Annotated in this window: 32 protein-coding genes; 11 read left to right on the plus strand and 21 right to left on the minus strand. The window is 65.3% G+C overall.

All coding sequences use genetic code 11. The features are described from left to right. Nucleotides 1-288: 288 nt before the first annotated feature. Nucleotides 289-1,182 carry an NAD-dependent epimerase/dehydratase family protein gene (locus tag AC1DJN_RS09850; RefSeq protein ID WP_032976707.1) on the minus strand — a complete coding sequence of 298 codons (894 nt, stop codon included), beginning with the start codon at nt 1,180-1,182 and terminating at the stop codon, nt 289-291. Nucleotides 1,183-1,511: 329 nt separating this feature from the next. Between AC1DJN_RS09850 and AC1DJN_RS09855 the strand changes: the two genes are divergently transcribed. After that, complete coding sequence (locus tag AC1DJN_RS09855) at nt 1,512-1,811, plus strand: KGG domain-containing protein (protein WP_282279400.1); 300 nt, start codon at nt 1,512-1,514, stop codon at nt 1,809-1,811. A gap of 103 nt (nt 1,812-1,914) precedes the next feature. On the opposite strand, the gene AC1DJN_RS09860 is transcribed toward AC1DJN_RS09855, so the two are convergent. The 4 genes from AC1DJN_RS09860 to AC1DJN_RS09875 form a co-directional block, all read right to left on the minus strand. Then, complete coding sequence (locus AC1DJN_RS09860) at nt 1,915-2,265, minus strand: VOC family protein (RefSeq protein ID WP_478039149.1); 351 nt, start codon at nt 2,263-2,265, stop codon at nt 1,915-1,917. A gap of 99 nt (nt 2,266-2,364) precedes the next feature. Next, on the minus strand, nt 2,365-2,565 hold the full coding sequence (locus tag AC1DJN_RS09865) for a hypothetical protein (protein ID WP_032976704.1): 201 nt from the start codon (nt 2,563-2,565) through the stop codon (nt 2,365-2,367). Nucleotides 2,566-2,652: 87 nt separating this feature from the next. Continuing rightward, nucleotides 2,653-3,834 carry a CmlA/FloR family chloramphenicol efflux MFS transporter gene (gene cml, locus AC1DJN_RS09870; protein WP_478013601.1) on the minus strand — a complete coding sequence of 394 codons (1,182 nt, stop codon included), beginning with the start codon at nt 3,832-3,834 and terminating at the stop codon, nt 2,653-2,655. A gap of 216 nt (nt 3,835-4,050) precedes the next feature. Continuing rightward, nucleotides 4,051-4,956, minus strand: coding sequence for a LysR substrate-binding domain-containing protein (locus AC1DJN_RS09875; RefSeq protein WP_032976702.1), 906 nt, complete (start codon nt 4,954-4,956; stop codon nt 4,051-4,053). Between the two features lie 109 nt (nt 4,957-5,065). On the opposite strand from AC1DJN_RS09875, the gene AC1DJN_RS09880 reads away from it, so the two are divergent. Next, a complete protein-coding gene (locus AC1DJN_RS09880; RefSeq protein ID WP_282279402.1) occupies nt 5,066-6,532 on the plus strand; it encodes an MFS transporter in 1,467 nt (488 codons plus the stop codon). 84 nt (nt 6,533-6,616) lie between these two features. Here the strand turns inward: AC1DJN_RS09880 and AC1DJN_RS09885 are convergent, their stop codons facing one another. The 5 genes from AC1DJN_RS09885 to AC1DJN_RS09905 form a co-directional block, all read right to left on the minus strand. Beyond that, nucleotides 6,617-7,069, minus strand: a complete 453-nt coding sequence (locus tag AC1DJN_RS09885; protein WP_032952113.1) for a PA2169 family four-helix-bundle protein — start codon at nt 7,067-7,069, stop codon at nt 6,617-6,619. Nucleotides 7,070-7,278: 209 nt separating this feature from the next. Further along, nucleotides 7,279-7,776 (minus strand): Ohr family peroxiredoxin, encoded by a 498-nt coding sequence (locus AC1DJN_RS09890; RefSeq protein WP_025879021.1) that lies wholly within the window; start codon nt 7,774-7,776, stop codon nt 7,279-7,281. 32 nt (nt 7,777-7,808) lie between these two features. Then, nucleotides 7,809-8,576 carry an SDR family oxidoreductase gene (locus AC1DJN_RS09895; protein ID WP_282279403.1) on the minus strand — a complete coding sequence of 256 codons (768 nt, stop codon included), beginning with the start codon at nt 8,574-8,576 and terminating at the stop codon, nt 7,809-7,811. 115 nt (nt 8,577-8,691) lie between these two features. Then, nucleotides 8,692-9,723 carry a LysR family transcriptional regulator gene (locus tag AC1DJN_RS09900; protein WP_478039150.1) on the minus strand — a complete coding sequence of 344 codons (1,032 nt, stop codon included), beginning with the start codon at nt 9,721-9,723 and terminating at the stop codon, nt 8,692-8,694. Next, nucleotides 9,720-9,977: a sigma factor-like helix-turn-helix DNA-binding protein gene (locus AC1DJN_RS09905; RefSeq protein ID WP_227416521.1), complete on the minus strand. Its 258-nt coding sequence runs from the start codon at nt 9,975-9,977 to the stop codon at nt 9,720-9,722. Before AC1DJN_RS09905 ends, AC1DJN_RS09900 begins: the two co-directional genes overlap by 4 nt. Before the next feature lie 144 nt (nt 9,978-10,121). Between AC1DJN_RS09905 and AC1DJN_RS09910 the strand changes: the two genes are divergently transcribed. The 3 genes from AC1DJN_RS09910 (at nt 10,122) to AC1DJN_RS09920 (ending at nt 12,027) form a co-directional block, all read left to right on the plus strand. Beyond that, on the plus strand, nt 10,122-10,619 hold the full coding sequence (locus tag AC1DJN_RS09910) for a carboxymuconolactone decarboxylase family protein (RefSeq protein WP_442251665.1): 498 nt from the start codon (nt 10,122-10,124) through the stop codon (nt 10,617-10,619). A gap of 35 nt (nt 10,620-10,654) precedes the next feature. Beyond that, nucleotides 10,655-11,062, plus strand: coding sequence for a cupin domain-containing protein (locus AC1DJN_RS09915; RefSeq protein ID WP_442251666.1), 408 nt, complete (start codon nt 10,655-10,657; stop codon nt 11,060-11,062). A gap of 83 nt (nt 11,063-11,145) precedes the next feature. Continuing rightward, entirely contained in the window at nt 11,146-12,027 is an 882-nt protein-coding gene (locus tag AC1DJN_RS09920) for an RNA polymerase sigma-70 factor (protein WP_478039151.1), read from the plus strand. Nucleotides 12,028-12,521: 494 nt separating this feature from the next. Here AC1DJN_RS09920 and AC1DJN_RS09925 read toward each other — a convergent pair whose 3' ends face one another. The 7 genes from AC1DJN_RS09925 to AC1DJN_RS09955 form a co-directional block, all read right to left on the minus strand. Beyond that, complete coding sequence (locus AC1DJN_RS09925) at nt 12,522-13,475, minus strand: alpha/beta fold hydrolase (protein WP_282279406.1); 954 nt, start codon at nt 13,473-13,475, stop codon at nt 12,522-12,524. A 91-nt stretch (nt 13,476-13,566) separates the two neighbouring features. Next, on the minus strand, nt 13,567-14,487 hold the full coding sequence (locus AC1DJN_RS09930) for an MBL fold metallo-hydrolase (RefSeq protein WP_282279407.1): 921 nt from the start codon (nt 14,485-14,487) through the stop codon (nt 13,567-13,569). A 312-nt stretch (nt 14,488-14,799) separates the two neighbouring features. Then, the gene (locus AC1DJN_RS09935; protein ID WP_032976692.1) at nt 14,800-15,864 is read right to left on the minus strand and encodes an alpha/beta hydrolase; all 1,065 of its coding nucleotides are present in this window, start codon (nt 15,862-15,864) and stop codon (nt 14,800-14,802) included. Nucleotides 15,865-15,941: 77 nt separating this feature from the next. Further along, nucleotides 15,942-16,241: a hypothetical protein gene (locus AC1DJN_RS09940; protein ID WP_025879032.1), complete on the minus strand. Its 300-nt coding sequence runs from the start codon at nt 16,239-16,241 to the stop codon at nt 15,942-15,944. Continuing rightward, complete coding sequence (locus AC1DJN_RS09945) at nt 16,229-16,444, minus strand: hypothetical protein (protein ID WP_025879033.1); 216 nt, start codon at nt 16,442-16,444, stop codon at nt 16,229-16,231. The genes AC1DJN_RS09940 and AC1DJN_RS09945 overlap by 13 nt, the downstream gene beginning before the upstream one ends. A gap of 43 nt (nt 16,445-16,487) precedes the next feature. Then, entirely contained in the window at nt 16,488-16,745 is a 258-nt protein-coding gene (locus AC1DJN_RS09950) for a hypothetical protein (protein ID WP_223483464.1), read from the minus strand. A gap of 97 nt (nt 16,746-16,842) precedes the next feature. After that, the gene (locus AC1DJN_RS09955; RefSeq protein ID WP_478017040.1) at nt 16,843-17,073 is read right to left on the minus strand and encodes a hypothetical protein; all 231 of its coding nucleotides are present in this window, start codon (nt 17,071-17,073) and stop codon (nt 16,843-16,845) included. Between the two features lie 167 nt (nt 17,074-17,240). Here AC1DJN_RS09955 and AC1DJN_RS09960 point away from each other — a divergent pair, with 167 nt between their 5' ends. Further along, on the plus strand, nt 17,241-17,543 hold the full coding sequence (locus AC1DJN_RS09960; RefSeq protein ID WP_033832298.1) for a hypothetical protein: 303 nt from the start codon (nt 17,241-17,243) through the stop codon (nt 17,541-17,543). A gap of 20 nt (nt 17,544-17,563) precedes the next feature. Here AC1DJN_RS09960 and AC1DJN_RS09965 read toward each other — a convergent pair whose 3' ends face one another. Further along, on the minus strand, nt 17,564-17,884 hold the full coding sequence (locus AC1DJN_RS09965) for a hypothetical protein (RefSeq protein WP_442251668.1): 321 nt from the start codon (nt 17,882-17,884) through the stop codon (nt 17,564-17,566). 195 nt (nt 17,885-18,079) lie between these two features. On the opposite strand from AC1DJN_RS09965, the gene AC1DJN_RS09970 reads away from it, so the two are divergent. After that, on the plus strand, nt 18,080-18,721 hold the full coding sequence (locus tag AC1DJN_RS09970; RefSeq protein WP_442251669.1) for a glutathione S-transferase family protein: 642 nt from the start codon (nt 18,080-18,082) through the stop codon (nt 18,719-18,721). A gap of 120 nt (nt 18,722-18,841) precedes the next feature. Here the strand turns inward: AC1DJN_RS09970 and AC1DJN_RS09975 are convergent, their stop codons facing one another. Further along, nucleotides 18,842-19,168 (minus strand): nuclear transport factor 2 family protein, encoded by a 327-nt coding sequence (locus tag AC1DJN_RS09975; RefSeq protein ID WP_442251670.1) that lies wholly within the window; start codon nt 19,166-19,168, stop codon nt 18,842-18,844. 87 nt (nt 19,169-19,255) lie between these two features. On the opposite strand from AC1DJN_RS09975, the gene AC1DJN_RS09980 reads away from it, so the two are divergent. Together AC1DJN_RS09980 and AC1DJN_RS09985 are read left to right on the plus strand one after the other, a co-directional pair. After that, nucleotides 19,256-19,600, plus strand: coding sequence for a winged helix-turn-helix transcriptional regulator (locus AC1DJN_RS09980; protein ID WP_049469382.1), 345 nt, complete (start codon nt 19,256-19,258; stop codon nt 19,598-19,600). A gap of 128 nt (nt 19,601-19,728) precedes the next feature. Continuing rightward, nucleotides 19,729-20,049 (plus strand): hypothetical protein, encoded by a 321-nt coding sequence (locus AC1DJN_RS09985; RefSeq protein ID WP_478039152.1) that lies wholly within the window; start codon nt 19,729-19,731, stop codon nt 20,047-20,049. An 18-nt stretch (nt 20,050-20,067) separates the two neighbouring features. On the opposite strand, the gene AC1DJN_RS09990 is transcribed toward AC1DJN_RS09985, so the two are convergent. Beyond that, on the minus strand, nt 20,068-20,736 hold the full coding sequence (locus AC1DJN_RS09990; RefSeq protein WP_442251671.1) for a hypothetical protein: 669 nt from the start codon (nt 20,734-20,736) through the stop codon (nt 20,068-20,070). Nucleotides 20,737-20,871: 135 nt separating this feature from the next. On the opposite strand from AC1DJN_RS09990, the gene AC1DJN_RS09995 reads away from it, so the two are divergent. Further along, nucleotides 20,872-21,018, plus strand: coding sequence for a hypothetical protein (locus tag AC1DJN_RS09995; RefSeq protein ID WP_161763242.1), 147 nt, complete (start codon nt 20,872-20,874; stop codon nt 21,016-21,018). Nucleotides 21,019-21,075: 57 nt separating this feature from the next. Here the strand turns inward: AC1DJN_RS09995 and AC1DJN_RS10000 are convergent, their stop codons facing one another. Then, nucleotides 21,076-21,612 carry a hypothetical protein gene (locus tag AC1DJN_RS10000; protein WP_235189962.1) on the minus strand — a complete coding sequence of 179 codons (537 nt, stop codon included), beginning with the start codon at nt 21,610-21,612 and terminating at the stop codon, nt 21,076-21,078. A gap of 585 nt (nt 21,613-22,197) precedes the next feature. Between AC1DJN_RS10000 and AC1DJN_RS10005 the strand changes: the two genes are divergently transcribed. Next, nucleotides 22,198-23,447 (plus strand): hypothetical protein (locus AC1DJN_RS10005; protein ID WP_478039153.1); only part of this gene is annotated, 1,250 nt, incomplete at its 3' end.

Consider the following 23,447-nt stretch of genomic DNA (forward strand, 5'->3'; position numbering starts at 1 on the left):
GCCCAGCATCAGCTTGTGGGCGATGCTGCCGGGGCGACGGGCAGCGACGGAACGGGAAGAAGACATGGGAGGATCCGCAGGCAGTTCAGGTCGACCGGTGCCACCAGGGCACCGCGCAGATGCGCGATCCGTCGCGCGGGCCGCCTGCCCGCCGGATCGGAACCCGGCGCGGGAAGGCGCGCACCGGGTTAGCGGCCATGGCCGGGCGAGGTTGAGGCTCGCCGCACGCACAAAACCTGAACCCGCTCAGCTGCGGCCGTCGACCCAGGCCTGTGCTGCTCGCCTGTGCTATTCGGCGACGCGGTCGCGGATCCACTCCGCACGGGGCAGGACCTCGATGCTGCCCGCGGCGTACTGCTGCAGCACGTCCTCCGGACCGAAACGTGGCTGCCAGCCCAGCGCTGCACGCATCCGGCTGCTGTCATAGACCCGATCGATGCTGAGCGGCAGTGGCCAGCCACGGCGCTCGAACTCGGCCAGCAGCTGCGGTGCGCGGCGCGCCAGCACCTGGCGCGGATCGGCGGCCAGCTGCAGGCAGTCCTCGCGCCGGAAGGGCGTCGGCGCACAGGCGAGGTAACGCTGGAAGGCCGCGCCTTCATCGTGCAGCAGCGCGGCATGCGCGCTGGCCACGTCGCGCGCGTCGATACCACGGTGCAGGCGGAACATCGCCATGCGGTCAGGCGGCTCGGGGAAGCAACGTGCCATCCGCAGCACGCGCACGGTGAACGTTGCGCTGGCCGCCGCTTCGGCCAACGCTTCGGCCTGCAGCTTGGTGCGGTGGTAGATCGTGCGCGGCAGCGGCTCGGTGTCCTCGTCGATCCAACGGCAGCCGCCGGACACCACGGCATGGCCGTACAACGCCGTGGTACTGGTCAGCACGAAGCGCTGCACGCCGGCCTCGCGCGCCAGTTGCAGCAGGTTCGCGGTGGCCTCCACGTTGATCTGCTGGAACACCGCGTCAGGCACCAGGCCCACGTGCGGGGCGTGCAGGGCCGCGGTATGGATCACCGCGTCGACCCCCTGCACGGCACGTTCCAGCGCCCGGCGATCGGTGACATCGGCAATGACGCGCGTGGTGGCGAACGGACTGCGATCCAGCCCCACCACCTCATTGGCAGCGGCCAGCGCGCCGAAGATCGCCCGCCCTATCCGCCCGGAACTTCCGGTCAACAGAATCTTCATTGAATCCATTCACTCGACAGCGCCCGGGACCTACCGGGATGGCTTGATTCTAGGCATGCACGATGGCGTCGGCGATAGCAGACGATGACATTGTGCATGCCATCCACCTCCGGCCAACCGCTCGGACTCTCCCTTGCCAGGGCGCCACGGGTGGCTGCCGTGACGACCGGTTGCAGAGCCCGGCGCTTCCTGCACGGTAACCGGTCGTCAAACGCGTGCGCAGGCCATGTGAGCCTCGTACAGCCCACTTCGACCTGTCTTTAGCCTGCACTGTGCAACATGGGACCGTCACTGATGGCAGCGACCCATGTTCACACCGGAGACCGGTAATGACCAACTTACGCAATGGCAACAGCAATCGTGGCTTTGCCTCGATGGACGAAGACAAACAGCGCGCGATCGCGGCCAAAGGGGGACGTGCTGCCCACGCATCCGGCAATGCGCACCAGTTCAGCCCGGCCGAGGCCCGGGTGGCGGGCCGGAAGGGCGGTGAAGCGATCAGCCAGGACCGCCAACACATGGCCGCGATCGGCCGTGAGGGCGGCCATGCGCGGCACGCCAGCAGCCGCCAGCAACAGCAACAGCAACAGGACATGCCCGACAAACCTGACAGCGGTCAACAACGTTGACATGCTGCGGTCACTGCGCCGCGTACCGGCGGTGCGGCCGACGTCGATCAGCACTCAGCACTGCCAGCACAGTGGAAAGCGCCGCTGAGCTGGCGCGCGCTGGCTAGGTGTGGGCGAGGATGTTCARCAGGCGCCCGAACGGGTCRCGCACGTAGAAGCGRCGYACACCCCATGGCTCTTCGGCCGGGCCATATTCAAGCGCAATGTCCGCSYGTCGCAGGCGTTCGAGYACRTCRTCCAGATCATCCACCTCGATCGAAAGATCCGGCACCGGGGTACCCGATCCGCCTTCGCTGGCAACGCTGAGCTGTGCCAGCGCAGTGCCCTGCCCACCGTAGGTGACGATCCAGCCGTGGTCCATCACGATGTCCATGCCGAGGATGTCGCCGTAGAATGCGGCCGCCTGCGCAGGATCGGCACTGGCGATGTTGGCGACGACACGTTTGACGGCCATGTTGCGGCTCCAGACGATCAGGACCGCGGACTTCGTGCCTGCGGCCAGGTGAAAAGGGGCCCCTGGATCGGGCCCCCCATTGCGAACGGTATGCAGGCCTCAGACGGCGCCACACCTGTCCATGACACAGCGATCGTATTCGAACTGGCACTCCATGGCATCACCGCCGCCGGAAACGCAGGCCTGGTAGGCCTTCCAGCACGGGAAGTCGCACGGCTGGACYGGACCGGCCACCGCCACCGAACCGGTACACGCGAGTGCAAACACTGCAGCAACGATCGCTTTCCTGATGGCTCGCATCGATATCACTCCCTGATAGGCCTGGTGACTCCAGGCCGCATCACCCTACCCGCGTGTGCGGGATAGGAAGTGGAGGCGTGGGCGCAGTTACCGTCGCAGCATCACCAGGCCACCCAGGCTCAACGACGGCAGCAGCAGCCCAAAGGCCACCAGCGGCCAGACCGTATCGCCCGGCAGCAGCAGCGTCGCCAGCGTGCCAAGCGTTGCCACGATCAGGCTCTGCACGGCGTAGTACAGCGCCACTGCCGTGCCGGAGGCATCGGCAAAATCGCGCAGCGCACCGTTGGCCGCCACCGCAGCCACCATCACGATGCCGATGGCCACCAACCACATCGGCAACACGACACTGGCAAAGGATGGCGGCAGCATCGCCGTCATCGCCATGACCAGCGCGCCGCCGATCATCACCATCAGCCCACGCAGGAAGCTGCCGCCAATGCCCCATCGCCCGATGAACCAGGAAGCGAAGCGCGAGGTGACGATCATCACCAGCGCCACCGTCGCGAAGGCCAGGCTGAAGCCCATCGGCGAATAGCCGGCCCTCCCCATCAGCACCCGCGGGGCGATCGAGAAAAACACGAAGAACGTGCCCATCGCCGCACTGAATCCCAATGCATGAGCCCAGAASCCGGCATTGCCGAGGATGCGYGCGAAGGCTGGCGATGCGTGGACATGCTGCGGTGGCCGTGTCTCCTGCCAGCCGCGGCATGCGCGTACACCCGCCAGCAGTCCCAGCACACCCAGTGCGATGAAAATGGCCCGCCAGCCCAGCGTATAGGCGATCAATGCGCCGAGGATCGGACCGAGCGCCGGCACGAACGCCAACATCGAGGAAAACAAGCCATAGAGCGTGGCGCCCTCGGCCGTGTCGGCATACACGTCGCGCACCGTGGCGAAGGTGGCCACCAGTGCGGCCGACGCCCCAATCGCCTGCACGCCGCGCCACGCAAGGAATGCCGCACCACCGCTGCACGCGGCCAGCGCGAACGACGCCAGCGTGAACAACAGCGCGCCCATCAGCAGCACCGGCCGTCGCCCGATCCGGTCCGACAGCGGGCCGAAGATCAGCTGGCCCAGCCCCAGCACGAGCATGTACAGGCTCAGCGTCAACTGGATGAGGGCCGGCGACGTGCCGAGTGCCTGCGGCATGGCCGATACGACCGGCAGGTAGATATCCATGGCCAGCGAAGCCAGGAGGTCGAAGGGAGCCATCAATGCGATGGCGCCCGGCAGGGAATGGGCCCAGCGAAGGGCTTTTCGATCAGACATGGGGAAACATCCGCTCAGGAGGGAATCCGGCGGTGATCAACCCAGTGCGTGGAAATCGCAGGACAAGATCACCGCAACAACGTGCGTACCGTTGTTGCGGCTCAGCGGACTGTCTGCGGACCGTTCCCGTTCATCTGATGATCCGGTGGAAGATCGAGTGCGGCCAGTGTAGCAAGGCCATTGCGGGGCAGCCCGGCAACGTCGTCCGGCAGGGCCTCAGGGCAAGGGCAGCATGTCGGTGCGCCGGGAGGGGGTACGCCGCACCTGTTCGATGAGCCGGCGGACCGCTGGCGATGTTTCCTGTTCACGGTATAGCGCAGCGATAGTCGAGGCGATGACCGGCCCGGCGATAGGCAGATACACCACGCCTGGCAGCAGCAGCGTCCGCTGCAGCACCGACGGCACGATCGCCACGGCGCCATCGCCCACCGAGACCTGCGCGAGCACCGCGACAAGATGACCGGGACGGGAGCGGATGTCCGGCACGAATCCGCCACGGCGGGCGACTTCCAGCGTGCCGGCGGGCTGCTCCGGCATGATGAACGCCTCCTTCGCCAGCAGCGCCGGCTGCACCGGCACCCCCGCGTGGGCCAGCGCATGCGATGCCGGCAACGCCACGCAGAACTGATCTTCGATCAGGATGTGCGAACCGAGCGCATCGGGCACCTCCATCGGAAGCCGGCAGAACACCACATCGATGCGACCGTCCAGCAGGAGGTCCGGCAGGTCGGCCATCGGCCATTCGCCGACCTTCAGCTCCACGTCGGGCGATGCGCTGCGGAACCGCTGCAACTGCTCCTGCAGCGCGCCGGCATGGACCGCCGAACCTACGTAGCCGATCTCGATCCTGCCGATTTCCCCGCGACCAGCGCGGCGGCCCACGGCCTCTGCCTGCTCGAACTGGCGCAGCACGTTGCGTGCTTCGGCCAGGAAGATCGCACCGGCAGAGGTCAGCGTGACCTCGCGCCTACTGCGGTCGAACAAGGGGGTGCCCAGGCGACGCTCGATCTGCTGGATCTGAACGCTCAGCGTCGGCGTGGCGATGCCCAGGCGCAGCGCGGCGCGCCCGAAATGCAGCTCCTCGGCCAGTGCGACGTAGTACTGCAGATGTCGACGGTCCATGCGTGCCGGCTCGTTAGCTTTGGCCTAACGTACTTGAAGAACACCGGCAATGAAACAAACAGTCGAAGTTGCTTGAATGGGCCTTCGTCCTTCCCCACCCGAGTGCCCGGTGTCCCTCTTCCCCCGCCGCAGACCGCCCAACTGGATCCTGATCATCGCCTCGCTCGGCTGCACGATGACGGTGCTGGAAACCAACGCCGTGGCCGTCGCCCTGCCGACCATCGCGCGGGATCTGCAGGCTGACTTCGCCGACATCGAATGGGTGATCAGCTGCTACATCCTGACCTTCACCTCGCTGCTTCTGCCCGCCGGTGCCATCGCCGATCGTCATGGCCGCAGGCGCGTGCTGCTGATCGGCATCGCACTGTTCGCCCTCTCATCGCTGACCTGCGCGCTGGCCCCCACGGCCAGTGCGCTGTATGTGGCCCGAGCGTTGCAGGGCGTGGGTGCCGCTTTCCTGCTGGCCCCATCACTGTCGGTGATCGGCCACGAATTCCACGAGGGCAAGCAACGCGACGATGCCTGGGCCTTCTGGGGCACGGCAATGGGCATGATGATGGTGCTCTCGCCGCTTATCGGTGGGCTGTTGTCCTCGCTGTGGGGATGGCGCTCGGTGTTCATCGCGATCCTGCCCTTCCTCGCCTTCCTGGCCTATGGTGCTATCCGCTGGGTTCCCGACACTGCCGACACGTTGGTACGCCCGCTCGATCCGCCCGGCATCATCACCTTCAGCATGGCGATCTTCGGCATCGTGTTCTTCCTCGTGGAAGGACTCGCGCAGGGATGGACATCGCCGGTGGCCCTGGCCGGCCTGGGCCTGGGCATCGCGATGGCCGCGCTGTTCACCTGCATCGAGCTCACGCGTCGGCATCCGATGGTCGACCTGCGGCTGCTTGCCAGCCCGCGCTTTGTCGGTGCACTGATCGCCATGATCGGCTACGCGGTCAGTGCGCAGGTGATGGCCTCGATGCTGCCGCAGTACCTGCAGAACGGCGTCGGCCTGAGTGCGCTGGCCACGGGCGCCGGCATGCTGCCGTTCGCTGCGGCGATGCTGCTGTTCCCCAGCGTGGGCAGGCGCCTGGGCAGACGATTGTCGAGCGGGATGGTGCTGGCCATCGGCCTGTCCATCACTGCCGCCGGCAATGCGCTGGCCGGTATCGGTGCATGGCACAACCAGCCGACGGTGGCGCTGCTGGCGATGGTCATCATCGGCGCAGGCGGTGGCATCCTCAACGGCGAAACATCCAAGGCGATCATCGGTTCGGCGCCCCGCGACCGCGCAGGCATGGCCTCGGGCATCAGTGCGACGACGCGCTTCGTCGGCATCCTGCTCGGCTTCACGGTCCTCTCCAGCGCCCTGACCGTCGGCATCCGCGCCGGACTCTCAGCACGCGTTCCTGCAGATGAAGTCATGCGTCTGGCCGACACCATCGCCACCGGTGCACTGACCCGAGGAGCCCCGGTTGATCTGGCGCGGGCGATCTACAGCCAGGGCTTTGCCACGTCCCTGTGGACTGCCGCCGCAGCAGCGACGCTTGCCAGCCTGGCCGTTGCCCTGCTCAGGCCACGCGCCTGATCGCAGATGGCAGACGTAGAAACGACCAGGGCAGCACTGGGCTGCCCTGGTCGCGGCGATGTGGGGGACGATCGCCGGATGCGATCAGGCAGCCTTCATCGCATGCTTGCGATCGCGCATCACCGAGTGGCATTCCTGCACTTCCGGCAGCCACTGGGTCACTTCCTGGCGCACCGCCGGCGGCAGGTCGTTGTCCTTCAGCACATCCTTGAACGCGCCAAGCAGGCGATCCTCGGACTCTTCAAGTTCGGCCACGTAACCGTAGTTGGTGTCACCGAAGGCCGCGCGCACCTTGCCGTAGAACTGCTGCATGGAACCGACCATGGTGCCGTGCTCGGCCGGCTTGCCGCCGGTAGCGGCCACCGAACTGCTCAGCGAGGACACGATGCGGCCCTTCACGCCGGCGATGCGGACGAACAATGCCGACAGCTCGGCATCCTTCACCTTGGTTGCGGCTTCCTCGTAGAAGGACTTGCCATCACGTGCGATCTCGATCAGGTCGTTGAGGCGATGCTCGATGGTGGACTGGGTGCTCATGTGTAGTCTCCTCTGGGGGAAAAAGGGCAACAGTGGAATCCGTTGCCTGCGAGCCCAGACTGGCCGACCGGGTGTGGTTCGCGGGTGAGCATCGATTGATGCGGTGATCATGCTGCCCAACGGCGCCCCACCCACTCACGCGGGCGACGCGGTGTCTTCACCGCATCTGAATCCTGGCAATGACCTGCCCGATCATCCGCACCGCATGTCTAGTCCACCGCTACCCGCACCACGTGGCTGATGCCCCGATGGAACATCTTCGCGTACGGACAGACCCGCTCGGTGTTGCGCACCAGTTCGGCTGCACGTATCGGGTCCATGCCAGGCAGGCACACCACGATCTCGGCCGACAGCAGGTACAGGCCGTCCACGGGATCTCGCGCGAACGTCACCGCTACCTCGATGCTCGGCTCGACCAGTTCCATTCCCGCACGCGCAGCCACCAGCACCATCGCACCGTGGAAGCAGCCGGCGTAGCCCGCCGCCAGCAACTGCTCGGGATTGGTACCGCCACCGGGTCCACCCAGCTCAGCAGGCAACCGCAGGTCCACTGACAGCGCACCGTCATCGGACCGCACCACGCCCGACGCGCGGCCATGCTGTGCCACGCCACCGCTGACCCGCACCCGTCCGGTATACAGCGGGCGCACCTCATCACCGTGGTACTTGTCGAGCACCGTGTGCGGAGGTGGTTTCAGCCCGGTCATCGCAGGTTCCTGCTGTCAGCGTCCACCGCCGATCAGGCCGGCTGGCCCTGTGCCAGCCCGGACTGCTGCAACCAGCGCTCGAAGCTGATCGTGCCGAGCCATGCCTGGCCCACCGGCACCAGCGTGTCCTGCTGCAGCTGCGCACCGAAGTAGCGCGCCTGGGCATCGCCAACCACTTCACGCGCGTCACCGGTTGCCTGCAGGAAGCGCTGCGCCAGCACCGCCATCGATTCGCGTTCCGGGCCGGCGATCTCCACCACGCCATTGGCTGGTGCCTGCAGCGCGATGCGCGCAACCGCATCGGCTACATCCTCGGCGGCGATCGGCTGCACTGCGGCGGTCGGCAGCTGCAGGGTCTGGCCGTCACCGGCTGCCTGGAGGATGCCCGGCAGGAACTCGAAGAACTGTGTCGAGTGGATGATCGTGTACGCCAGGCCCGAATCGCGGATCAGGCGTTCCTGGGCGATCTTGCCCCGGAAATAGCCGCTGGCCGCCAGCTTGTCGGTACCCACCACCGACAGCGCGACATGATGGCGTACGCCTGCCTGCGCCGCGGCCGCCAGGATGTTGTGGCCGGCCGTCACGAAGAACGACAGCACCGCCGCATCTTCGAACGAGGGCGAGTTGGCCAGGTCGACCACTACCTCGGTGCCCGCCATCGCAGCGGCCAGGCCCTCGCCGCTCAGCACATCGATACCGGTGGAGGGTGCAGCGACGACGACCTCATGGCCGGCCGCATGCAGGCGATCGACCACCTTGCTGCCGATGCGGCCGGTGCCACCGATGACGAGGATCTTCATGACAGGTCTCCTGGAGCGTGGAAAGTTCGGATGTGGCTGCATGCTAGGAACGCATTGGCCGGCGCAGTAGATCCGCAGCGGGCCACGCACTGTTGCCGCATCGGCACCAATGCGGTCATGCCCATGYCGGGGCCGAATCGCGCTGCGCTGCCGCCTGCTGCCGCGCTTCCCAGTGCGAGAACACATCCAGATCCAGCGCGCGTATGCGCTGGGTGCTGAAATCGATGAACGCGCGGATCCGCTTGGGCAGCTGGCGTCGGCTGAGATAGCACAGGTAGTGGCCACGATCGTGAGGCGCGTAGCGGTCCAGGCAGGTCACTGCAGCGCCTGAGCGCAGCGCATCACTTACCTGGTAGCTGGGCAACTGGGCGACCCCAAGCCCGTCGATCACGGCCTGCAGGACAAGATCGGCGTCATTGAACACCACCTCCGCCGGCGGCTGCAGATTCACGTCCTGGCCGTCCACACGGAAGTCCCAGCGCTGCAGGCGCCCACCAGGCAGGCGTCGACCGATGCAGGCATGGCTGGACAACGCTTCGATGGTGTCTGCCAGGCCATGTGCCTGCACATACGCGGGCGACGCACAGACCACCAGCTGCATCGGCACCAGCTGCTTGGCGATCACCTGGCTGTCTTCCAGCACGCCATCGCGGAACGCTACATCGATGCGATCGGCGGCCAGGTCCGGTGCCTGCTCGTCCAGCAGCAGCTCCACAGAGACCTCTGGATACTCCGCGCGGAACGCAGACAGCAGCGGCGCGATCACCCGTCGTCCGAAGCCATGGGTCGCACTGATCCGCAGATGCCCGCGCGGTGGTCCCTCGCGCAGGTCGCGCATTTCGTCCAGCGCCTGCAGGATGCTGGCAACGCCCGGGCTGCAGCCCTCCAGGAACAGCTCGCCTTCGCGGGTGAGTGTTGTCGAGCGCGTGGTGCGCAGGAACAGGCGCACGCCCAGTTGTCCCTCCAGCTTCTGCACGCTGCGGCTGACGGCCGACCGACCGATGCCGAGGCGATCACCGGCGCGGGCGAAGCTGCCCTCGGCGGCTACCGCGATGAATGCCAGGACCCCGGCATAGCTGGCGGAAAAGGACGCCGTGAGGGAATCGCGGCCGTCGCTGGCCAGGCAGAACTGCGGCATGACATTCATGGTGTTCCGGGCTCCTGGAAGTCGCGTCGGGCAAGCAGGTGGGCGCGTGCACGGGCCAGTCGCTGGCGGCATGCCGGCAGCTCCAGCCCCAGCAGCGGCGCGATGTCTTCAAAGCCCGCGCCCAGCACGTCATGCAGCAACAGCACGGCCCGCATGTCCGGTGGCAGTTCGTGCAATGCGGCAAGGAAGGCCTGCCAGACCCGCTCACTGGCGGGGCAGGCTGCTGCGCGGTTCGGGGCGGATGAGGTGTCCATGCCCGGCAGACGGGCGAGCATCCGCCGCTGTGACAGGCCATTGGTGTTTTTCGTGCAACACCGTGCAGCCCTGCCCTCGCCTACCGCCCCGCGTGCAGCGGGCCTAGCCTCGCTGCGTCCCTCAACTCCCATCGGAACACCGTCATGAGCCAACGCCTGGACTACGCCGCACAGTCGCCCGAACTCTTCAGGAAGCTCGGCACCTTCTCCCACGCCGTGCACAACAGCTCGATCGAAGCGGCCATCATCGACCTGGTCAACATCCGCGCCTCGCAGCTCAACGGCTGCGGGTTCTGCCTGGACATGCACGTGAAGGAAGCGACGATCCGTGGCGAGCGCGCACTGCGCCTGCACCATGTCGCGGCGTGGCGCGAATCGAACCTGTTCAGTGCGCGCGAACGGGCCTGCCTGGCGTGGACCGACACACTTACCCACCTCCCAGCGCAGGGGGTTGCGGACGACGTGTATGAGCGCGTGCGTAGTCAGCTGTCCGAACAGGAAATCGTCGACCTGACCTACGCGGTGATGGCGATCAATGCCTGGAACCGCGCCAACGTCGCCTTCCGTACGCAACCCGGCTCGCTGGACCAGGCCTTTGGCCTGGACCAGGCCTTTGGCCTGGACAAGGCCGGTCTGGCCTGAGCGTCGACTGCACACTTTCCTGCTGGAGACCTGCCATGCGTTCTCTCCGTTCCCTGGCGCTGCTGGCCCTGCTGCCGTTGACCAGCATCGCCGCCACACCGCCGGCCACCGCGCCCGAGCCCATCGTGCGCGAGGTCATGACCCGTCCGTTGCCGGAACAGCCGGGCAAGGAAGCACTGATCCTGACGGTGCAGTACCCACCCGGCGGCGCCGATCCCGTGCACCGGCACGACGCCCACGGCTTCGTCTATGTGCTGCAGGGCCGCATCGTGATGGGCGTGGCCGGTGGCCGCGAGGTCACCCTCGGCCCGGGGGAGGCCTTCCATGAGGGCCCGGACGATCTGCATACCGTCGGCCGCAATGCCAGCCAGACCGAACCGGCGACATTCGTCGTGTTCCTGATCAAGGACATCGGCAAGCCGGCGGTACTGCCACCACGCTGACCGCCACCGGTCCGGGGCAGTACCCGCCACTCCCACAGGTCCGCCGGTGTCACAATCGGCGGAGCTGTCCCGTCTCTGCTGGCATGGACGACCCCACCGCACTGTTCACCCGACTACGCCCGCGCCTGYTSGGCSTGGCCTACCGCATGCTCGGCTCCTCGCACGAGGCCGAGGACGTGGTGCAGGATGTCTGGCTGCGCTGGCATGGCGCCAACCAGCAGGACATCGAGAACGCCGAAGCCTGGCTGGTGGCCACCACCACCCGCCGCGCCATCGATGGCCTGCGCCTGGCCCGGCGCACGCGCGAGCACTATGTCGGCATGTGGCTGCCCGAGCCGCTGCTCACCGAAGACACCGGCACACCCGAGTACATGCTGGAAACGGCCAGTGATCTGTCGGTGGCCTTCCTCAACGTGCTGGAGCGGCTGGCCCCGGACGCGCGTGCCGCGTTCCTGCTGCACGATGTGTTCGACCAGGATTACGACGTGGTGGCACGCACGCTGGACAAGACCGAAGCCGCCTGCCGGCAGATCGTGCACCGCGCACGCCTGCAGCTGCGGCAGGAGCGACCGCGCTACAACGTGCCGCAGGACGTGCACCAGAAACTGATGCGGCGTTTCGCAGAGGCCATCGCCAATGGCGACTTCAGGACGATGAAAGCCCTGATGGCCGAATCGGCCGTGCTGATCGGCGATGGCGGCGGCATCGTCACCAGCTTCCCGAAACCGATGGTCGGCGGCGCACGCATCGCACAGCTGCTGTACGCCCCGCACCTGCGGCGCAAGGACCAGCTGCGCATGGTGCCGAGCATGATCAATGGACGACTGGGGCTGCTGCGTTACTTCGACGAGGTGCTGGAATCGGCAATGGCCTTCGATACCAACGGCGAGCAGATCGTGCAGATCCTGGTGCAGCGCAACCCGCACAAGCTGCAGGGCCTGAACCAGCCAACCTCGATCCAGTAGATCCACGCCATGCGTGGATGCGGTTGCTCTCATACACGGCAAAGCCACGCATGGCGTGGCTCTACCGGCGGGCTTTCCACCCTGTGTCGATCCAGTAGATCCACGCCATGCGTGGATGCGGTTGCTTTCATGCACGGCAAAGCCACGCATGGCGTGGCTCTGCCGGCGGGCTTTCCACCCTGCGTCAATCCAGTAGATCCACGCCATGCGTGGATGCGGTTGCTCTCATGCACGGCAAAGCCACGCATGGCGTGGCTCTACCGGCGGGCGGTCCACCCTGCGTCAATCCAGTAGATCCACGCCATGCGTGGATGCGGTTGCTCTCATGCACAGCAAAGCCACGCATGGCGTGGCTCTACCGGTGGGCTTTCCACCCTGCGTCGATCCAGTAGATCCACGCCATGCGTGGATGCGGTTGCCTTCATGCACGGCGAAGCCACGCATGGCGTGGCTCTACTGCGGTTCTCCGTGCTGCCTGACGGCTGCCCTTGTGGCTACTTCTGCTGCAGGAAGGCCAGCAGGTCCTGGTTGACCTTGTCCTTGTGGGTCTCGGTCAGACCATGCGGCGCACCCGGGTAGACGATCAGCCTGGCGCCCTTGATCAGCTTGGCCGACATCCGTCCCGCCACGTCGATCGGCACGATCTGATCGTCGTCGCCGTGGATCACCAGGGTCGGCACATCGAACTTCTGCAGGTCAGCGCGGAAGTCGGTCGCCGAGAACGCGGCGATCGAGTCGTAGGTGTTCTTCTGCCCACCCAGCATGCCCTGCGCCCACCATGCATCGACCATCGCCTGGTTGACCTTCGCGCCCGGTCGGTTGAATCCATAGAACGGACCAGACGGAATGTCCTTGTACAGCTGCGAGCGGTTCTCCAGCTGCGCCTTGCGGATGCCGTCGAACACTTCGATCGGAACGCCACCGGGGTTGTCTGCGGTCTTCAGCATGAACGGCGGCACCGAACTGATCAGCACGGCCTTCTTCACCCGTCCCGTGCCATGGCGGCCGATGTACCGCGCCACTTCGCCGCCGCCGGTGGAGAAGCCCACCAGTGTGACGTCCTTCAGGTCCAGCGTATTGATCACCGTGGCCAGATCATCGGCGTAGTGATCCATGTCGTTGCCATCCCAGGGCTGGCTGGAACGACCGTGGCCACGGCGGTCGTGTGCGACCACCCGGTAACCGTGGTCCGCCAGGAACATCATCTGCGATTCCCAGCTGTCCGAATCCAGTGGCCAGCCATGGCTGAAGGTCACCACCGGCCCGTTCTTCGGGCCCCAGTCCTTGTAGTACAGCTGCACACCATCGGCGGTGGTGATGGTGCTGGCGGTGCGCGTGACAGCGCTGGGTGCGGACGGGTGTGCCGGCGCGGCGGCCTGGGCGGACAGGCCCGCCTGCATCGCCAGGGCCAGGGCAGTTGCAGCGAGGGTGCGGGTAACGGTGTTCATGGTGGACCTCCAGCGGATGGGTGGGTTTCGACAGGGGCTACTGTGCGCCCCTGTCCGGGACCATTGGTGACGTGAAGTCCAGAAAACTTGATCAAAAATCCCAGAACGCCGGCACCCAGCGGAACGCATCGCCCTCGCGGGACACGCGGCCCACCGACGGGAACGGCAGGTGCGTGGCCACCAGCATCTCGCCGGTGCCGGCCAGCGCATTGAGCAGTTCAATGCGCACCCGCGCCGCTTCCTCCGGGTCGTGCTCGAAACCGTTGTGCCAGTTCGGTTGATCAAAACCGACGGCGAACACGGCATCGCCAGCAAAGGTCAGCGCCTGGCCCCCCGAGGCAACGCGTACCACGCAGTGGCCCGGCGTGTGGCCGCCGGTGCGGCGCGCGACTACGCCCGGTGCGATCTCATGCTCATCCTCGAAGGTGTGCACGAAACTGCCGTACTCGGCCCAGAAATGCGTGGCCGTTGCGCGAAGCGCGTCCGGGAACCCCTGCGGCATGTTGGTGCGGGTGAAGTCGGGTGACTTCCAGAACGCCACTTCCGACGCCGCAACGTGGATCTTCAGGTCCGCCCGCAGCTGTGCTTTCACTCCGTCCACCAGCAGGCCACCGATGTGGTCCATGTGCATGTGCGTGATCACTACATCGGTGATCTCGCGCAGGTCGATACCGGCAGCGCCGAGGCGACGGATCAGCTGGCCGGCGCGCGGCAGCTGCAGGTCCGGGTCCATGCCCAGGCCGGCGTCGATCAGGATGGTGCGCTCACCACTGTGCACCACCATCACGTTCAACGCCCAGTCGAACGCATCCTGTGGCAGGTACATCTCGTCGAACCATTCGGCGCGCTCGGACGCCTGCACGTTGTGGCCGAGCATCTGCGTCGGCAGCGGCAGCACGCCGTCGCTGACCACCAGCACATCGATATCACCGACTTTCAGGGCGTAGCGCGAGGGAACAAGCTCGTCGAGCGCGGGCGCGGCAGGGGCAATGGTGTTTTCCAGGCTGAACATGAGGCGATCTCCACGAAGGTTGGCTGGCAGGCAGTGAAGCAGGGCCGGCGGACAGTTCCGGGGTACGCCTTCGCACGGCGCAGGGCATGGCGTTGCCGGGCAGCAATGCCCTGCAGCACAGCGCCGCTGGTTCGATTGAAGACGGGATCCACGAGCTGTCGTGGCCCCGGAGCACGGCAAGGGCCGTGTGGGATCAGCGTAGGCAACGCAGGCGGTGCGCAGTAGACCCGCAGGCGGGCTCGTGGCGTTGCCTTTTGGGAAGCAGTGGGCGACGTGGTTCCCGCCCACCGCCTGCCACCCGGTGGGCTTCGCTCAGCCGCCCTTGCCCATCAGCCAGCGGATGGCCTGTGGGAACGAGGTCTTCCAGTCGTCCGGATAGAAATGGCCACCCTCATGGGTACGCGACCGGAGCTCGTTGCCATCGCTGAAAAGGGCGCGGAAATCCGCGCTCATCTTCTGGTTCGCCGGCCCTTCCTGCTCGCCGTTGATGACGAACACCCGCTTGCCGTGCGCGCTGCTCTGCGTGGGCACCGGCTGGCGCCAGCCACCCGGCGACACCAGCAATGCGCCGGCATAGTCATCCGGATGCTGCGCCAGCAGCGCGCCGGCATGCTGCGAGCCCTGCGAGAAGCCCATCAGGTACACCTGCTTGCGGTCGATGCACTGGCGCGCGGCCAGTTGCTCAAGCCCCGCCTGCACCACCTTGTGCGTGCCCTCATACGGGCCGGTCCAGCTGAAGCTGTCGAACGACTCGCGCATCTCCGTACCGTTGATGCCCAGCAACACCACACCAGCATCGGCCAGCGGCTGCTCGCTGCTGTCCAGGTGGCCGTTGATGCCGTAGCCGTGCAGCCACACCAGCACCGGCGCACAGGCCGGCATCGCAACCCCCTTCGAAGGGGGCAGCACCGAGATGGCGCCCACCTTGCCCACCGATACCTTCGCGTAGCGTGCCTGTGTATTGGCCAGCACCTGCTTGAAGAATGGCGTTCCGCGCAGGTGCTCGAAGTCATCGTTGTCGGCCAGCGCGGGCGCGAACCACATGCCACGCTCATCGGCTTGGCGCAGATAGCGCTCGGCCAGCGCATCGTCACCGCGGCGTGCGAACAATGCCGCTGCGTGGTACGGCGCCTGCGCCAACGTGGGGTCTTCGCGGGTTGCGGCCAGATAGAGCGCCAGCGACTGCAGCAGCGTGGCGTCGTCTTCCTCGGCCCGCTCCATCAGGTCCTGCGCATCGTCGGCATTGATCAGGGCATTCAGCACCGGGCTGATCGACTTGAACGCGATGGTCGAGGCGCTGTCCTGTTCCTCGGCGTGTGCGGTTGGCGCGCAGACAGCGAGCGCCAGGAAAACAGCAAGAGCAGACAGCTTCGGCATGGGGAATCTTCCGTGATTGCGGCAACGCGCGGGGCGCGCAGTCTAGCAACCTCCGGGCCGATCAGATCGCCCTGCGCTCAACCGTAGGCAGGATGGCTGCCGGTAAGCACGCCCATCGAAAACGCGTAGCCCGCTTCTTCCAGCAACAGCCGCATGCGCAGTTCCGCCCGGCGCGGAACGCACAGCCCGCTCGGTGCGTACAGCGCATAGACGAAGCCGGCGCCTTCTACGTGCTCGCGGCGCACCGAACAGTTGTTGGTTTCTGCGGCATCGGACCACACGGCCCGCAGCTTCTCCGGGCCGATGGATTGACCGTTGCGCAGGCGGAACGTCAGCCAGCGCACGCCCAGCGGCGGATGGTAGGTCAGGTTAGCCATTGCGCACCTTCAATACGGCGGCGGAGATGGTTCAGGACGTCCGGTTGCAGATCAGGATGCTCGTTGCGCGCGGACGCCGGCAGATCGATGCGGACAGCGCCGTTGACCAGCGCGGGGGGATCGGTGTGCAGGTCGATCCACCATCCATCGGGAAGGCGAAGCCCGCGTCCGTCCCTGTCATAGAGGTTGATCTGAAAAGACATGACGCTCGCTCCCATTGGAGTTCGAGCATACGCCTGCGCGATGTCACTCCAGACTGCGACCCGCCGACGCGATTTCCTCGACCCGCTTGGCACACACGAAAACGAACGCCTCGTCCTGCTGCACCTTCAGGAACGAATCCAGCCAGCGTGCCGCAGCACCGCGGTTGCCGATCACGCCCCCGAGTTCTTCGGTAAGGCAACGCGCGCACTCCATGCCACCCGGACTGGGAGCCTGGCAGGCGCGGCAGCGCGCCATCGTCGTCGTTCTTGCCGGACGGCACTGGTACATGATCTTCGTCATCAGGCTTACCGCACGGGCATGGGATGGCATCAGCGCTCTTCCCGAACGTTGGACAGAGGAAAGCCGCGCAACGCGCGGCCTCTTCTTCGCTTACTGCTCAGCGACGGGTGTCACGGCCCGGCTCGCTCTTCTGTTCCTGCCCGGACTTCTGCGGGCCGACCGGCTTTGCATCCTGCTGGACCTGCTGCTCCTGCTGGCGCTGCTTGCCGTCCTGCTTCCGGTCGCCGCCCATTGCGTTGCCATCAGTTTGGCCGTGCTGGGCGGCCTGCTTGATTCCGGTCGGGGCGTTGGTGCGGTCGGTCTGGCCTTGCGGCGTATTGTTGTTCATGTCTTGCTCCACCGCAGCGATCTGCTGCAACGCCACTGTGGGCGTGGGCCGGTTACGCAGCTGCATGAAAGCCGGAGATTAATGAACGGGCACCATGAACAGCGCTGCGCGCACACAGACTCCTGACATGCACAGGTGTACGTTGGCGTTCCAACAGGAGAGGTCTCATGGAACGCATCACCAACAAGGACTTCGTTGACGTCGAGCGCGAGCTGCAGCACTGGCAGGCCGCGTTCCAGACGGGCGATCTGCCCGCCATCAACTTCCGCCACGAGGTCGCACCGGTCATCCGCCTGGCGTGCGACATCTATGTCCGCAACCCACATGGCACGCGCACGGCGTGGCTCACCGATCTGCAGTCACGGCTTGCGCTGCGCACCAGCCTGCGTGGCCACCCGGGGTCGGCGGAAATGGCGATGGGCTGCTGGGCGCGCCTGTCCGGGCCGGCATTGGCTTCGCAAGCGGGCTGAGACAGCAAGCTGCTGGCAGATCACTCCTCGCTGGCGAGCTGGTTGCCTTCCTGCATCAGCTGATCATTCAACCGGTTCACCAGCGCGATGACCGCATCGGCCAAGGCACGCGCATCGGCGATCGAACCGTGGAAGGCAATGCGGGTGCCCTCCACCTTCACTTCCGCCAATGAAAGCTGCGACGCCAACGTCGCGCAGTGCTGCAGGAAGCGGCCGGTCCACTGTTCATCGGGCGCCTGATCGAGCAGCGCAGTGATGGCTTCATCGGCAGTCGCATCGACCTGCTGGTGAAGCCGTGGCACGTCGAACCCAACGATGCGCGGCAGTCTGGACGTGCTCACGTACTTCCCCAAGGGTGTGCAGGACGGCAGTATCGCTGCACCGACCCTCCCGGGCGAATCGTCCGACGTGAACCGTTCATCCGGGCCGGCGATGCCACGCCCTCGGTCAGCGCAGGCGTGTCGATTGCCGACCCGTCCGCGCGTCAAGAGAAGAAAGGCCGGCCAACGTGGCAGCCAACGCCGATGGACATCCTGATGACGCCGATCCTGACCGCATTCAAGCATTCCCCGGACCGTGGCCAGGGGCTGGCCCGTGACATGCGCGTGCGCTGGGCGCTGGAAGAGCTGGGCCTCGCCTACGACGTCCATCTGCTCACCTTCGAGGAGATGAAGCAACCCGCACACCTGGCGCGGCATCCGTTCGGTCAGATTCCCACCTATGAGGATGGCAACGTAGTGCTGTTTGAATCAGGCGCGATCCTGCTGCACCTGGCCGAACAGCACCCCGGGTTGCTGCCCGCCGATACGGGTGCGCGCATGCGTGCGATCACCTGGATGTTCGCCGCGCTGAACACTGTGGAGCCGCCGATCGTCGAACGCTCCATGGCGTGGGTGCTGGAACGCGAACAGCCCTGGTACGCGCAACGGCTGGTGATGCTGGACGAGTGCGTGCGCAGGCGGCTGAGCCAGCTGTCCGCCCGGCTGGGCGATGCACCGTGGCTGGACGGAGACTTCAGCGCCGGCGATCTGCTGATGGTGTCGGTGCTGCTGCGGCTGCAGAGCAGCGGCATCGTCGGCGAGTATGCAAACCTTGCTGCCTACGTTGACCGCGCGACCGCGCGGCCCGCCTACCAGCGCGCCTTCGCCGCACAGCTGGCGGTGTTCCAGAACCCGTAGCTCCACCCCGCGCTCAGTAGCTCCACGCCATGCATGGAGATCACCATCCATTGGTACTGCTACGCGTAAATCGGCAGCCATCCGCGTGCCACCCGATCTCCGGAAGCAACCGTCACTGAATCAGTGGATGTCCAGCGCGACGATGCCATCCCCTTGCAGGGTGAACGCGTGTGTCAGCACCACCGGGCTGCCCGGAAACGTGCCACTGACCTGTGCAGACACGATGTGTCGACCGTCCTGCACGTGCAGCTGCAGGGGGACCACGTGTTGCTGGTAGGCCGCACGCGTCTGCGCCACCCAAGCGGCAATCGCCGTGTGTCCCTGGTGTTGCTGGCGCTCATCGCGCACCGTCGCGCCTGCGGCAAAGCACTGCTCAACGTGCGTTCCGGGCTCGCCATTGGCCAGCAGGAAATAGCGGGACAACGGCGCGGGAAGATCAATCGACATTGYAGGCACTCCAGGCGGGACTGGCGCTATTCTCGAACCGCACCCTGGCCGCCACAAGAACGCACCTGAAGGTAAGTGACCCACCCCATGAGAAAGGCCTATACCCCTGAAACCGCCGCCGCGGACGTGGCCCGTGCACTCGCACTGCTGGAAGGCCGCTGGAAGCTGTTGATCCTCTTCCACCTGTTCGACGGCAAGGTGCAGCGCTATTCCGACCTGGAGCGGCTCATCCCCGGCATCTCGCAGAAGATGCTGGCGCAGCAGCTGCGTGCACTGGAAGCCGACGGCATCGTGCTGCGCACGGTGTATCCGCAGGTGCCACCGAAAGTGGAGTATCGACTCAGTGCGTGGGGGCAGGCACTGTGCCCGGCACTGGACGCGCTACTGCTGTGGCAGGAGCAGAAACCAGCGGCGGGCGAGCCATCGGCATGACCACCTTCAGCGCAGCCACCATGCTGCTGCGAATGGTGAACACCCCGTAAAACGGCCATCGCGCGTGCCGCCACGCGCACTGCACCATCACCTACGCTCAGGTTCCGCCCCCTGCCCGGACCCGGATCATGCCCTTGATTGCCATCGCGCTTGCCTCAGCACTGTCCGCCCTGCCCGACATCGGCTGGGAGCGCGAGCGGGCCGAAGATGCCCACCAGCTCATGCTGTGCCAGATCCACCGCGACCAGCTGGCCGATCGCGGGGAGCAGTCGCAGACCTACCAGCAGGCCAAGGCCGTCTGTGATCTGCTTGCGCGCGAGTACAAGCAGAACTGGGATTTCGACGCCCACGATGCGCTGGCGGCGGAGGCAGTGGACTTCTTCGACCTCCTGCAGCGCGGTGRGGCCACGGCAGTGCCACCGCGCAAGTCCGATCACGCTCTCGAGTGATCGCCGCCCTGTTGAAGATCAGAGGATGACGGCAGCAAACAGGCCGACAACCCCGATCGTCGTCAGCAGGAACGAAACCACTACCGAGCCGAGCGCACGCAGCGCTGATCCTCCATTCAAGGCCACGAAGGCCCGCATGCGGGCCCACAGGTACCACGCAACCGCCAGCGCGCCGATGGCTGGCGCGGTGAACGGGCCGGCCTGCGCCGGGGAAGCGGCTGCCGCCTGCGCCAGCGCGAGTACCACCACGAACGGGCATGCGATGAACGCCTGGATGGAGAAGGGCTCGCGCAGCGTCTCGCGGTTCACGGGCAGCCGCTGACGCCGAAGCGTGCCCAGTGCCGCGCCGAGCGCGTACACGCAGAACACCGCAGAGCGGGTGAGCAGCAGCCCCTGCTCGCTGCTGAAAAGCAGCTGCCCCATCGGCGTACTGAGTCGGGGCGAGGACATGCGCATCGCCATTTCCAGCGCATGGGCGATGGCCACCGACAGGATCAGCATCAGCACCGGGCTGATCGCATCGGAAAACCGCTGGTCCGAATCCTTGCCGAGCTCGCGGCGGGTGTAGAGGGCGACCTCGCCGGGGTGAATCAGTACCCGCCAGAACATCCGCGGATAGAACACCAGCCAGCCGACCAGCTCGTAGAGGAATTCTTCCAGCGATCGCAGCAGTCGTATGAGGTCCATGACCGCTGTGGATAGCGTGCGGCGCGTGAAGCCGGGATCACGGGCGGGGTCTGCGCCTGCGATGCAGCTGTCCCCCCGACTTCTGGCAGTCACCGCCGGCCGATGCTCTCGTAGCGTTCGGGCTGCCCACAAGCAATGCTGGGCAACCTGGTGGCCCACCGGCAGCTGTTCCAATGGGGCATTGCCACCTTCCTGGTCGAGCAGGTCGCCTTCCTGCTATCCCTGAGCCTGTTCCGTCTGCTGCAGCACACGCATCGCGCCACAGCGGTGGCCGCGGGGTGACATTCGCACTGGGTCTGGTACCGCGCCCAGCTGACAGGTGGCCGTTTTCAACCCGCTTTACGAATCATGCTGTCGCAGCCAAGCGGGCATTGCCTGCGCATGTTCAGCAAGTCCCAGCTGACGTCGGGTCCGAGTGATCATGCTGGCGATTTCTGCTTCGAATTCAGCGCCGTTCTGCACACTGCAGAGAAGCGCCTCGCATCGGTGCTTGAGGTTGATCGCCCACGGCACGTCGTGCGGATCGGCAATGATCTTCTCGAACAGTTGCCTGCTCTGGTCAACCGCACCAGAAACGCCTGCCGCGACTGCCGCGTGGTAGTGGCCCCATAACGACAGGCCTGCGTTGGCTGCCATCCAGGCCTCCACGTGCGAAGGCGATGCGAAACGCTCCCGCAATGCGAGCACCTCCTGCCCCGCGCGTTCGGCCAGGAACGTCGCCGCCAGTGCGAACTGCGCGTCACTGATGAATTCGTGGAAACCCTCGACCCTGTGGCCGGCATCGAATGACAGGAAGTCCTTCTCATTCCAGAGGAAGCACGCCCCAACGTTCAGATAACTTCCTTTGCTCCACGAAGACTGCTGGAATTCAACCATCCCGACCCACCACCCCTGGTCGTCCAGCCAGACTCTGGAGCGCCCTTTCTGCACACAGCCCAGGGGGCGGAGATGGGTTCTGGCCGCTACGGTGATCAAGCGCGAATGTGCGGGTGCCGGCATTGGATGCATCCTTGCGTTGCGGAAGCTGCCAGGAAGCCTACGTCAGGGTGGTGCACAACGGGTGGCAAGGATGGCTGGCTCATCCTGGCATTGGTAATGATGACCCCGGACGCGGCCTATGCCGCTACATTAACCGCATGGCCTGAGCAGAAACCGGTGGGTCATTACAGTGCAGACTAACGGTTCGCGATAAACCACCGGGAGGGCTGAGCAATGCTGAGTGTGAGGCTTCAGGGAAGTGGCTGTGGACGGGGTGATATGCGCGAAACTGCCGGCAAGGCTTTCATTCGACTGGTACCCATAGCTCCAAAGCCATGGGCTCTGTTGGCAACCTTGCTCCTGTGGGCTCTCCTCACAGCAAACGCATGGGCCGGGACGCGTGATTGCCTCGCGTCCGGCCTTGAGGTCGACACAGCCATGTCAAAGGCGACTTTGCGAGTGACAGCTCGGAGTACGCCCAAATTGAACCTGCAGGAGTGGCAAGCGTCGAAGCGCTCCCGCTCGGACGAACACGTCTACACCTTGGATATCAGCAGGAGCCTGCTTCCCGAAGGAAGAAAGTACCCGCTGATCATCAGGTTGGCGCCCTCTACTGTCGCGATCAACCTCCAGCCCTTGATCAATCCTGATGATTCGCAGTTTGAACGCCTATGTGGCGATATCGATCCAGGAACCTCACAGCTTCCAGCAAGCTCTCCAGTGACGTTGTTCGAAGGCTACGCATTCTTCAGCGATGGGCGGCCAATACCAGTTCCAACGCTGCTGGCGGATCAAGGCGTGCCACAGGCGTTCAGGAGCCAATATCAGGATTGGCTGGAGAAGGCCCAGAAGTTCTATAGGCGTGCCCTGGGACCTGAGCCGCACAGCGTGAGCTCTGTAATCTTCTTGCTTGAGCAGGGCGCCAATACCCAGCAGGGCTGCCGCTTCAGCGGAAGCTCATTGCCCGGACTGCTGCTGATTGGCCTTCGTGCGGGCTGCCTGGACACCTCAAAAGGCTTTCCAAATGACTTGTCTCACTTCATTGCCCATGAAGCATTTCATCAATGGAATCAAGATGTGCAGATGATGGAGTCACTCCCGCAGGAAAGCAGAATTATGCTGCTCGAGGGCGGGGCAGAAATGGCAGCGAGCTTGTTTCTGTCGGAGGTGACCGGGAGTAAGGAGCAAGGGATCACGCGCGACGTAGGCGCAGCTGCGGAGTCATGTATCGACCAGGCAGAGTACAAGAAGCGACCATTGAATGACCTGATCAGTGGGGGCGAGTATCAACTCGCGTACTCCTGCGGGATGGTCTACACCTTCATCAACCTCATCCGGATAGATTCTGATCCAGCAGTCGCTCTGGGCACGTTCTGGAAAAGTACCCTGCAAGAGAACTCCTCGTCGCGTTTCAATGGAAGTACCGACTTCAATGAGGCATTCGGTGCGCGATCGCCGGTGCAGAACGCCATGATCGAACTTCTAGCCCAGAATGGCTACGCGCTTCGCGAAACGATCAGCGGCTTGAGCAAGGACCAGCAGTTCCGCATTGCCGCGGAACTGATGCGAGAGGTTTCACGCAACGACTGCCAAGGGAACTACGGCCTGTTTACCGGTGGCGGAGTGATTGTGCTTGATCCCGAAGTGAAGACCTGCAGCTCTCTGAGGCCTGGGGGAAAACCCGTGGCAGTAGATGGGTTTGATTTTAGAGAGCATGTGTTGGACGCGCGATC

The organism is Stenotrophomonas sp. 05L414_2 (assembly GCF_056397905.1).

Bases quoted from the DNA above. Each gene is read 5' to 3' on its own strand.
- AC1DJN_RS09925 (WP_282279406.1), bottom strand. From the start codon at position 13,475: ATGAACACCGTTACCCGCACCCTCGCTGCAACTGCCCTGGCCCTGGCG.
- AC1DJN_RS09970 (WP_442251669.1), top strand. From the start codon at position 18,080: ATGACGCCGATCCTGACCGCATTCAAGCATTCCCCGGACCGTGGCCAG.
- AC1DJN_RS09935 (WP_032976692.1), bottom strand. From the start codon at position 15,864: ATGCCGAAGCTGTCTGCTCTTGCTGTTTTCCTGGCGCTCGCTGTCTGC.
- AC1DJN_RS09955 (WP_478017040.1), bottom strand. From the start codon at position 17,073: ATGAACAACAATACGCCGCAAGGCCAGACCGACCGCACCAACGCCCCG.
- AC1DJN_RS09875 (WP_032976702.1), bottom strand. From the start codon at position 4,956: ATGGACCGTCGACATCTGCAGTACTACGTCGCACTGGCCGAGGAGCTG.
- AC1DJN_RS09915 (WP_442251666.1), top strand. From the start codon at position 10,655: ATGCGTTCTCTCCGTTCCCTGGCGCTGCTGGCCCTGCTGCCGTTGACC.
- AC1DJN_RS09895 (WP_282279403.1), bottom strand. From the start codon at position 8,576: ATGAAGATCCTCGTCATCGGTGGCACCGGCCGCATCGGCAGCAAGGTG.
- AC1DJN_RS09930 (WP_282279407.1), bottom strand. From the start codon at position 14,487: ATGTTCAGCCTGGAAAACACCATTGCCCCTGCCGCGCCCGCGCTCGAC.
- AC1DJN_RS09905 (WP_227416521.1), bottom strand. From the start codon at position 9,977: ATGGACACCTCATCCGCCCCGAACCGCGCAGCAGCCTGCCCCGCCAGT.
- AC1DJN_RS09850 (WP_032976707.1), bottom strand. From the start codon at position 1,182: ATGAAGATTCTGTTGACCGGAAGTTCCGGGCGGATAGGGCGGGCGATC.
- AC1DJN_RS09945 (WP_025879033.1), bottom strand. From the start codon at position 16,444: ATGTCTTTTCAGATCAACCTCTATGACAGGGACGGACGCGGGCTTCGC.
- AC1DJN_RS09910 (WP_442251665.1), top strand. From the start codon at position 10,122: ATGAGCCAACGCCTGGACTACGCCGCACAGTCGCCCGAACTCTTCAGG.
- AC1DJN_RS09885 (WP_032952113.1), bottom strand. From the start codon at position 7,069: ATGAGCACCCAGTCCACCATCGAGCATCGCCTCAACGACCTGATCGAG.
- AC1DJN_RS09855 (WP_282279400.1), top strand. From the start codon at position 1,512: ATGACCAACTTACGCAATGGCAACAGCAATCGTGGCTTTGCCTCGATG.
- AC1DJN_RS10000 (WP_235189962.1), bottom strand. From the start codon at position 21,612: ATGGTTGAATTCCAGCAGTCTTCGTGGAGCAAAGGAAGTTATCTGAAC.
- AC1DJN_RS09950 (WP_223483464.1), bottom strand. From the start codon at position 16,745: ATGACGAAGATCATGTACCAGTGCCGTCCGGCAAGAACGACGACGATG.
- AC1DJN_RS09940 (WP_025879032.1), bottom strand. From the start codon at position 16,241: ATGGCTAACCTGACCTACCATCCGCCGCTGGGCGTGCGCTGGCTGACG.
- AC1DJN_RS09995 (WP_161763242.1), top strand. From the start codon at position 20,872: ATGCTGGGCAACCTGGTGGCCCACCGGCAGCTGTTCCAATGGGGCATT.
- AC1DJN_RS09890 (WP_025879021.1), bottom strand. From the start codon at position 7,776: ATGACCGGGCTGAAACCACCTCCGCACACGGTGCTCGACAAGTACCAC.
- AC1DJN_RS09975 (WP_442251670.1), bottom strand. From the start codon at position 19,168: ATGTCGATTGATCTTCCCGCGCCGTTGTCCCGCTATTTCCTGCTGGCC.
- AC1DJN_RS09960 (WP_033832298.1), top strand. From the start codon at position 17,241: ATGGAACGCATCACCAACAAGGACTTCGTTGACGTCGAGCGCGAGCTG.
- AC1DJN_RS09980 (WP_049469382.1), top strand. From the start codon at position 19,256: ATGAGAAAGGCCTATACCCCTGAAACCGCCGCCGCGGACGTGGCCCGT.
- AC1DJN_RS09990 (WP_442251671.1), bottom strand. From the start codon at position 20,736: ATGGACCTCATACGACTGCTGCGATCGCTGGAAGAATTCCTCTACGAG.